The 9,163-nt window shown below is 41.0% G+C and carries 6 protein-coding genes; all 6 read left to right on the forward strand.

Annotation, left to right across the window (positions count from 1 at the left end; translation table 11 throughout):
• Window positions 1-309 precede the first annotated feature (309 nt).
• A complete protein-coding gene (locus tag RG959_RS16390) occupies window positions 310-1,626 on the forward strand; it encodes a multi antimicrobial extrusion protein MatE (RefSeq protein WP_342798030.1) in 1,317 nt (438 codons plus the stop codon).
• Between the two features lie 229 nt (window positions 1,627-1,855).
• The gene (locus tag RG959_RS16395; protein ID WP_342798031.1) at window positions 1,856-3,766 is read left to right on the forward strand and encodes a PTS mannitol transporter subunit IICBA; all 1,911 of its coding nucleotides are present in this window, start codon (window positions 1,856-1,858) and stop codon (window positions 3,764-3,766) included.
• 82 nt (window positions 3,767-3,848) lie between these two features.
• Window positions 3,849-5,936: a BglG family transcription antiterminator gene (locus RG959_RS16400; protein ID WP_342798032.1), complete on the forward strand. Its 2,088-nt coding sequence runs from the start codon at window positions 3,849-3,851 to the stop codon at window positions 5,934-5,936.
• Window positions 5,937-5,941: 5 nt separating this feature from the next.
• Window positions 5,942-7,084, forward strand: coding sequence for a mannitol-1-phosphate 5-dehydrogenase (locus tag RG959_RS16405; RefSeq protein WP_342798033.1), 1,143 nt, complete (start codon window positions 5,942-5,944; stop codon window positions 7,082-7,084).
• Window positions 7,085-7,343: 259 nt separating this feature from the next.
• The gene (locus RG959_RS16410; protein ID WP_342798034.1) at window positions 7,344-7,997 is read left to right on the forward strand and encodes a helix-turn-helix domain-containing protein; all 654 of its coding nucleotides are present in this window, start codon (window positions 7,344-7,346) and stop codon (window positions 7,995-7,997) included.
• Window positions 7,998-8,029: 32 nt separating this feature from the next.
• On the forward strand, window positions 8,030-8,971 hold the full coding sequence (locus RG959_RS16415; RefSeq protein WP_342798035.1) for an LCP family protein: 942 nt from the start codon (window positions 8,030-8,032) through the stop codon (window positions 8,969-8,971).
• The last annotated feature ends 192 nt before the right edge of the window (window positions 8,972-9,163 follow it).

Consider the following 9,163-nt stretch of genomic DNA (forward strand, 5'->3'; position numbering starts at 1 on the left):
GCTTTAAACAGCTGTAAGCATTCAAATTGTTTAATGATGCCGGGAATGATATAATCGTACCCATTCAAATAGTGGAAAAGACCAGTATTTGGCGGAAAGGTAAGTCTATTCTTATTTATTTTTTTGGAAAATGTAAGCGTGAACAAGAGGGAGCGGGACGTTAAAAGTGTTATTAATATGATATGCCGAAAAGTATGCTGACATAGCAGGTTGAGCCAAGAAGTACTGCCGAAAAATGTTAACGTTAACATTAGGGTGAAGGATTGTAAAACGCAAGCTGAGACAGTAACGAAGAAGGAGAGTTTATACATGGAAAAAGCCATCAGTCCGTATTCCTTTACAAATATGCTCATTTTTTTTATTCCGCTCGGTTTTTCGGCCAGCTTAACGGCTATTACCCACTTAATCATCAATGGGACATTAAGCAGGGCAGATCACGCCGAAGTGGTCATTGCCAGCTATGCCATCGCTCTTTCTTTATTTGGAATTATAGAACGGCCCGTCCTGGTATTTCGCCAGACCTGTTCTGCTCTTGTAAAGAATGAAGCTTCTTTCCGGCTTTTAAGCAGCGTTTTTATTCAAGTTTCGCTTTTGATTTTTGTCATGTGCGCCTTGATAGGCTACACACCGCTCGGCCATTTTACATTTGTGCATTTGTTTAATACGGATGAAACGATGCTGGCGTCTGTCACTTCTACATTCAGGGTCATTACCTTTGTGATTTTCTTTTCAGGCCTCCGCTGTTTGTATCAAGGAATTATCATTAATCATTTTGAAACAAAATGGGTGACAATTGGCGTCGTGGTCCGGCTTTTTGGCATGTTTTTAGTGGCTTATTACTTTGTTTGGTCCGGCCATGTGAACCACAGCATTGTAGGAGCCATTATTTTTTTAACCGGTATGGCGATTGAATGCATCATTAGCGTTTGGCGGGGCCATCGAATTGTCAAAAGAGAAATGAAAAGAAGGGAGCCGGCTGTAGAAAAACGAGACATTTACGCATTTTACACGCCGCTTGTTTTTTACTTATCTTTTCAAACGGTAATCATTCCGGTTATTTATGCTTTTCTTGGTAATATTAAAGATGCCCAGACAGGCATGGCTTCTTTTGCCATGGCCCTCAGTATTACAAATTTAGTGCTTAGTTTTTTTATGTATACCCATCAAATCGTTTTGCAGTTTTTCAAAGAAAACAGACGGGCTGTTATCCAATGTGTCATTGTGTTCAGCATTGTGCCTTCTTTGCTTCTAGCTTTCCTTTGCTACAGTCCGGCAGGCATCTGGTTTATGATGAATGTGATGGGCACAAATCTGGCCCTGGCAGAGTCTTCTCTGGCGGTCCTGCAGTTTTTTATTTTAAAAACATTCCTTTTTCCCTGGGTGGACTTTTTTGGGGGCATTCTTATGCTGCATAAAAACACAAAAAGTATGGTCGCCCCGCAGGTATATAATTTAGCCGCTGTGACCATCAGCAGCTTTTTACTCGTTCAATTTGTGCCTCATTTAAACGGCAGTGCTGGTGCGATTGCTGCTTCACTCGGTGAAATGGTCGGACTGCTTGTCGTAATGAGAGTGGTTTTTCATTTGCGGAAAAGAAAGGGCGGGCATCCAGAGACCGTCGTTTAACCTTTATAAGCAAAGGCTAAAGGTCCGTGACGGTCGGAATATCGGCTGCCTTTGTACTAATGTGAAGACGTTGTGAGGTGATTGGCACAAAACAAAACGGTAAACAGTGAACAAAACGCTAAATTTGTCGATTGTGTGACGACAAAGGTAGTTTTCTTCTTTATTGAATGAAGAAAAAACGTACTTTAAGATGAAAGTATGTTATCCCATTTGAAAGGAAGAAAAATAAATGGCTCAATCTAATATAAAAGTCGCTGTTCAAAAGTTTGGTAACTTTTTAAGTTCAATGGTTATGCCGAACATTTCCGCTTTTATTGCCTGGGGCTTGATTACGGCGCTTTTCATTCCTACCGGGTTTTTCCCAAATGAAAGCCTTGCCAAAATGGTCAGCCCGATGGTTACGTACCTTCTCCCGCTTTTAATCGGGTACACAGGAGGTAAGCTCGTTCATGACCAGCGCGGAGCGGTTGTCGGCGCTATTGCTACCATGGGGGTTATTGCCGGTACGGATATTCCAATGTTCCTCGGTGCGATGGCAATGGGTCCGCTTGGCGGATATGTGATTAAGAAGTTTGATCAATGGATTGAAGGAAAAGTAAAATCTGGCTTTGAAATGCTTGTAAACAACTTCTCTGCCGGAATTTTAGGCGGGCTGCTCGCGATTTTAGCTTTTCTAGCGGTTGGTCCAGCGGTAAAAGCTTTAACAAGCTGGCTGGTAGACGGTGTGGATTGGCTGATTGCAACAGGATTGCTTCCTTTAACAAGTATCCTGATTGAACCAGCAAAAGTACTTTTCTTAAACAACGCAATCAATCACGGTGTATTATCACCAATTGGGATTGAACAAGTAAAACAAGCAGGCCAGTCGGCTTTGTTCTTGCTTGAATCCAATCCTGGACCAGGACTTGGCGTTCTGCTTGCATACTGTATTTTTGGAAAAGGCACTGCAAAAAAATCAGCTCCGGGAGCAGCAATTATTCACTTCCTCGGAGGTATTCATGAAATTTACTTCCCATACATCTTAATGCGTCCACTGCTGTTTTTAGCGGTCATTCTTGGAGGCATGAGCGGTGTGTTCACATTGGTTCTTTTAGGCGGCGGTTTGTTTGCGCCGGCTTCACCGGGCAGTATCCTTGCGATTGCTGCTGTAACGCCACATAATGCAAGTGCATTTGCTGCAAACTTTGCAGCTGTGCTTGTCGCAGCAGTAGTGTCCTTTGTCGTTGCTTCGTTTGTGTTGAAAACAGGCAAGCAGACAGAAGAAAACATTGAAGATGCAGCTCAAAAAATGCAGGAAATGAAAGGGAAGAAAAGCTCTGTTGCCGATGTATTTGCTTCAAACCCTGGAGAATTCCCGCAAAACGTAAACAAAATCGTTTTTGCTTGTGATGCGGGAATGGGTTCAAGTGCGATGGGTGCTTCGCTTCTCCGTAAAAAAGTAAAAGAAGCAGGCTTGAATGTGTCAGTAACAAACACAGCGATCAGCAACCTGCCAGCGGATGCACAAATTGTCATTACTCAGGAAGAATTAACGCCGCGGGCACAAAACAAACTCCCAGATGCATACCACGTATCTGTTGACAACTTCCTGTCCAGCCCTGAGTATGAAAAGTTAATTGACCGTCTCCAAAACGGCGGACAAGACCCTGTAGAGGAAATTGTGGAAGATGCGGAAGATAACGTTCCAAATAACGATGGACGAACAGAAGACGGTTTATTGTTAGAGGAAAATGTGTTCTTAAATCAATCTTTCTCAACAAAAGATGAAGCGATTCGTTTTGCGGGTAATGCTTTGTTTAAAGCAGGGTATGTGAAAGAAAACTACATTGAAGCCATGATTGAACGTGACCAAATCACATCTACTTATATGGGCAATGATGTGGCAATCCCGCACGGAACAGAAGAAGCGAAGAAAGAAGTATTAAAATCTGGATTCACGGTTATTCAAGTTCCTCAAGGCGTTGATTTTGACGGCAACCTGGTCCGCTTGATCTTTGGTATTGCGGGTAAGGATGGCACGCATTTAGAAATCCTGTCTGGCATCGCTGTTACATGCTCGGAAATGGAGAATATCGAAAAGCTGGTGAACGCTCAAACAGCGAAAGAAATCATCGCTATTCTCAATGGTTCAAAAGAATAAGCTTTTTATTCAGTAGAAAAGTGCTTCGTGCGCTTTTCTACTTCCTGTTTTCTCAAGGAATAAGATAAAAGGAGGTGGCAGCATGTTTATTACTTCGAGGGAAAAAGCAATCATTGAGCTTATCATTAAAACATCAGGGAAGCATACAGCTTTTTCCATTGCCTCTTCTTTAAGTGTAAGTGTGAGAACCATTCAGCGTGATTTAAAATCGGTTGAAAAAATTCTAGAGCACTTTGATCTCCATCTGCAAAGAAATACAAATGAAGGCTTGATCATTGAAGGCAGAAATGAACAAATCTTTCGGCTGATTCAGCACTTAACAGGCAGCCATCCAGTGGATCAAACACCGAAGGAAAGAAAGCTGCTGCTGCTTTTAGTCTTGATGGAGGAAGCAGAATCATTTAAGATTCAAGCTTTGGCATCCGATTTAGGTGTCAGCATCACCACACTATCCGTGTACTTAGATGAACTGACCGAGTGGCTCCAGCCGTTCCACATTGAACTGAGCCGGAAACGAGGCGTCGGGGTAGAACTGAAAGGAAGCGAAGAGAGCAAGCGTAAAGCTCTAGCCCATTGTTTTCTCATGGATTTTAATGAAGAAATGATTGAAAGTCTCTTTTTACTGGAAGAGGGAAAATATCAGCAGGAAAAAGTCCTGCATTATTTCCTTCCGCATTATGTGCGTGCAATTGACCGGCTGGTGAATGAAACAATGAATAACCGTTATTCCCGCTTGGCGGACAGTGACTATATCGGGCTTATTGTTCATATTGGCATTACGATGCAAAGAACAGAAGCGGGCTTTTACCTGGAAGAGGAGTCGCTTTTGAGCGAAGAAACAGATGAACACAGCCAGGTAATGGCGATATGTGCACAGCTCGAAGAATTCTTCTCTGTTTCATTTACGAAAGAAGATGTCGAGTATTTAACCACCGTTTTAAAGGGATCCAAGCTGCAGGAAGCAGCGGCTGTTCCTTATGACAGTGTGGTTTTGGGCCAAATGATTAAGCGTGTGATTCAAGATGTATCCTCTCAGCTCCATGTTGATTTAACACATGATTTTTCCTTGTTTCAAGGCCTTCTTGCCCATATGGAACCCGCTTTGTTTCGCCTGAAGCAGCAAATGGGGCTTTTCAATCCATTAACAGAGGAAATCAAGCGGAAATATCCGGTTTTATTTTTGGCGGTAAAAAACAGTGTAGAAAAAGAGTTCAAGGAAATTGAACCGTTTCCTGATGATGAAATTGCATTTATTGTCCTTCACTTCGGTTCGGCGCTAGTCATGCAGGAAGAAAACATTGCCCTAAAAGCGCTCGTCGTTTGCCCAACAGGGATTGGTGCGTCGAGAATGCTGGCAAGCCGAATCAAAAAAGAAATTATTGAGATTGATTCAGTGGAAATTAAATCATTGAAAGAAATTGGGCAGCAGAACGTACATACATTTGATGTCATTATTTCTACCGTCCGCCTGCCGCTTATGCATACCGAATATATATTGGTGAATCCGCTGTTGAGCACGGAAGACATCACGGCAATTAAGGATTTTCTACGGAAAAACGTCGAAAAATTAACCAAAAACAAAAAGTATAAAAAATCACTGCCGAAAGAGGCCGCTTCACCTGTAAAAGCAGAACGGCCTTTAACAGAATTGCTTAAAGAACTTAAAGATACGCAGCAAAGTATTGAAGCGTTGATCGGACATTTTCGCGTACACCCTATCGCTCAGGCACAGGACTATGACCAAACGATAAAAGAAATGTTAGAAAAAGCAGAGAAAGATAAGCTCTTATCTAATGCACCTGTTGTATTCCAGGCGTTGAAGGATCGTGAAAGAAAGGGCGGTCTTGGTATTCCTAACACAGGAATGGGCCTCTTTCACTGCAGAAACGAACATATTCACGGACTTATTTTTCAAATTGCGCATTTACATCATCCTTGTTTAATCAAAGGAATGGATGGAAATGAGATGTATATGAAAAGTTTGCTGCTGATGCTGGCCCCGGAAAAATTAAGTGCGAAAGAGCAGGAAATCATCAGTTTACTGAGTACCAGCTTGATTGAAAGCAACGAGGCAATTATGATTTTTTCCTCTTCGAATGAAGAAATGATCCGTACAAAGATGGAATCGATTTTTTTAGATTACCTTCACACTAATTTGATAAAGGAATGATGAATATGAAAACAGTTGTACATTTTGGCGCAGGGAATATCGGGCGTGGATTTATCGGAGCACTTTTCTCCGATTCCGGCTACCATGTGACGTTTGTTGATATTGCCGATCAAACCATCGATCACCTAAACAAAGATCAACAATATCGTGTAAAGCTGGCAACAGACCAGCAGGATGAGATGACTATTACGAACGTATCCGGCTTAAATAACATGAAGCAGGAAGAGGAAGTTGTGGCTGCCATCCAGCATGCTGCCTTTTTAACAACGGCGATTGGACCGACGATTCTTCCTCGTATTGCGCCGTTAATTGCAAAGGGACTTACAGAAAGAGTTAAGACAAGCGATGAAAAGCTGTATGTCATTGCCTGCGAAAACCAAATTTCAGCAACGGACTTATTAAAAGGATATATACTGGAAAATCTGGATGAAGAGACAAAAAGCCGTTTAGAAGGCAGAGTGTTCTTCTTCAATTCTGCTGTTGACCGTATTGTACCGATTCAAAACAACCAAGGGTCACTAGACGTTCTTGTGGAACCATATCACGAGTGGGTAGTGGAAACAACAGAAGATATTCCTGCGATCGAGGGCATGAAGATCGTGGCAGACCTTGCGCCTTTTATTGAAAGAAAGCTGTTTACCGTAAACACAGGACACGCAGTGATTGCGTATCTTGGTTACCTTGAAAACAAATCAACGATCGATCAAACACTCGCAGATGAAGCCATTGAAAAGCAGGTACAGGCGACGTTGAATGAAACCGGCGCTTACTTAATCAAGCAATACGGCTTAAATGAAGAAGAGCACCAGCAGTATATTCACAAGATCATTGACCGTTTTAAAAATACTTATTTAAATGATGGTGTAACAAGAGTAGGGCGTTCTCCAATTCGCAAGCTTGGTCCAGATGACCGCCTGGTTCGTCCAGCTGTTGAAGCTCAAAAAGCAGGTCTTTCCTATACAAACTTAGCGAAAGCCATTGCAGCAGCCCTGCTGTTTGACTACAACGAAGACGAAGAAGCAGTAAAACTGCAGGAAATGATTCAAGAGAATGGAGTGGCTGCAGTACTTCAACAGGTGAGCGGACTGAATGAAAACAGTGAGATTACCCAGGAAGTGCTGCGTCAGTATGAACTGCTTCAAAAATAAATAACCACTTTATAAAAACTATGTTAAAAAGCCCGGAAGAATATTCTTCCGGGCTTTTAACTTATAGACAGATTTTTTATTTCCTAATGATTTCATTGTGTTAAAAGAAATAGTTTCTCAACTGAAACACTTGAAAAAATAGTTGTCTTTGGAAAACGAGAAGTGCTTTTTGTTGACAAAATGTCAACACTTTAATATAGTCCAGTAGAGTTTTATTTTAAAAGACCAAGTATTTTAAAGTCTGAAGGGGGATTTTAAAGTGGGAAATGAGTTAAAAACTAATGAACTTGGTGTGCTATTAAAACAGCTATTAAAAGAACATTCTTTATCGATGAGAAAACTCAGTGAGATTACTGGCATAGATACTGCAACCATTTCACGCATCATAAGCGGTAAAAGGAGAGCAACACCCGAACACTTACAAACATTATCTGATTGTCTAGGTATTCCAAGTGCTGACTTATTTACCGCTGCTGGTTATACCATTAATGAAGCAAAAAAAGACCATCAGTCGGACATTCACGCTTCTCTCGACAGTATTCAAAGCATCCTTGCCACCTCTAATCTCTATAATGGGACATTTACGATTGAACGTGTAGAACAGCAGTTAAAACAATATCAACATGAGCTGCAGAGTGAAGAAGCCAGAAACACTATTCTTAAGAGCTTTAAAGAAAAAATAAAGAAAGTCGGCAGTGGCGGCCCCTTTATCGGAGAGTTAGAGCAAATGTTTAAACATTATAGACTGAAAAAAGGGACTTCTGCAGACCTTGCTGTTATGGGCAGTGTACTGATGTATTTTATTGTCTCTTTGGATGTAATCCCTGATTATATTTTTCCAATTGGATATTTAGATGATGCCATCTCAGTAAAACTTGCGTTAAGTCTCTTATCAACAAAGACAGGGAGCTAAACCAAAGAAAATAAATATAGGTGATTTAAGAAATGGAGAAAAAGAAAAAAGCTATAAGAAAACGAAAACGGATCAGAAACCTTTTACTGCTTATTTTTTTGTTATTGGCGCTTGTAATGGATTATTGTATTTACCAATACCAGAAAGGGTTATCTGAGGCAGAGGATGGAAGCTACAAAGAAGATCAAAAAACATTTGATGAGTTCGAGGGCAGCGAACCACAATTTGGTGAGATGAATATTTTACTGGTTGGAAGTGATTCGAGGGGTGAAGAGCATTCACGCGCTGATACCTTAATGATCGCCCACTATAATCAAAATACTCATAATATGAAGGTTGCTTCCATTATGAGAGACACATATGTAGATATTCCCGGGCATGGAATGCAGAAAATAAATGCTGCTTACGCGTTTGGAGGTCCGGAATTAGTCAGAAAAACAATAGCAAAAAATTTTGAGGTAGATGTTCATTACTATGCTGTTATTGATTTCAAAGGGTTTTCAAAACTAGCAGATATAATGGCGCCTAATGGAATCGAAGTAGATATACCATATAAAATGTCTTATGGAATTGGAACAACACTTCAGCCCGGCAAGCAAGTGCTGTATGGCGATGATTTATTGGCCTATGTGCGCTTTCGCCATGATCGTTTAAGTGACTTTGGAAGAGTGGAAAGGCAGCAGGAAGTGATGTTTAAGCTAAAGGAACAGGCAGTGAGCATACATAACTTAGCGAATATCCCAAAGTTGCTTGGAGCAGCGGATCCGTATATTGATACAAACGTAGACACTCGTGCCCTGTTATCAATCGGCAAAGGGTTGGTTGCAGGGAAATCAAAGGAAATGGAGAGCATTCGGATACCTCTTCAAGGTTCATATGAGAATGAAACCGTAAGTGTCGGGGAGGTACTTAAAATTCATTTAAATCAAAATAAGCAGAGTTTACAAGATTTTTTATCGTTAAACCATAGCTAATTAAAAGCGAATAGGATTATATAATCGGAGAGAAAACTAACCTTTGGACAGAACTAGTTTAGTCAAATTAATGTTGTAAACATCACTCTTTGAGGCGCGCTTTCGGAATAAGACTTGGAGTTAGTATAGTTTCATGGACACAGTTTAATTAAGTCCTTACAATTATTTTGAGAGGATGTGTCCGAATTGGAA

The sequence above is a fragment of the Domibacillus sp. 8LH genome (assembly GCF_038806185.1).
Taxonomy (GTDB): Bacteria; Bacillota; Bacilli; order Bacillales; family Domibacillaceae; genus Domibacillus; species Domibacillus indicus_A.

Coding starts and splice junctions, on each gene's coding strand:
- RG959_RS16390 (WP_342798030.1), top strand. CDS start 310: ATGGAAAAAGCCATCAGTCCGTATTCCTTTACAAATATGCTCATTTTT.
- RG959_RS16395 (WP_342798031.1), top strand. CDS start 1,856: ATGGCTCAATCTAATATAAAAGTCGCTGTTCAAAAGTTTGGTAACTTT.
- RG959_RS16400 (WP_342798032.1), top strand. CDS start 3,849: ATGTTTATTACTTCGAGGGAAAAAGCAATCATTGAGCTTATCATTAAA.
- RG959_RS16405 (WP_342798033.1), top strand. CDS start 5,942: ATGAAAACAGTTGTACATTTTGGCGCAGGGAATATCGGGCGTGGATTT.
- RG959_RS16415 (WP_342798035.1), top strand. CDS start 8,030: ATGGAGAAAAAGAAAAAAGCTATAAGAAAACGAAAACGGATCAGAAAC.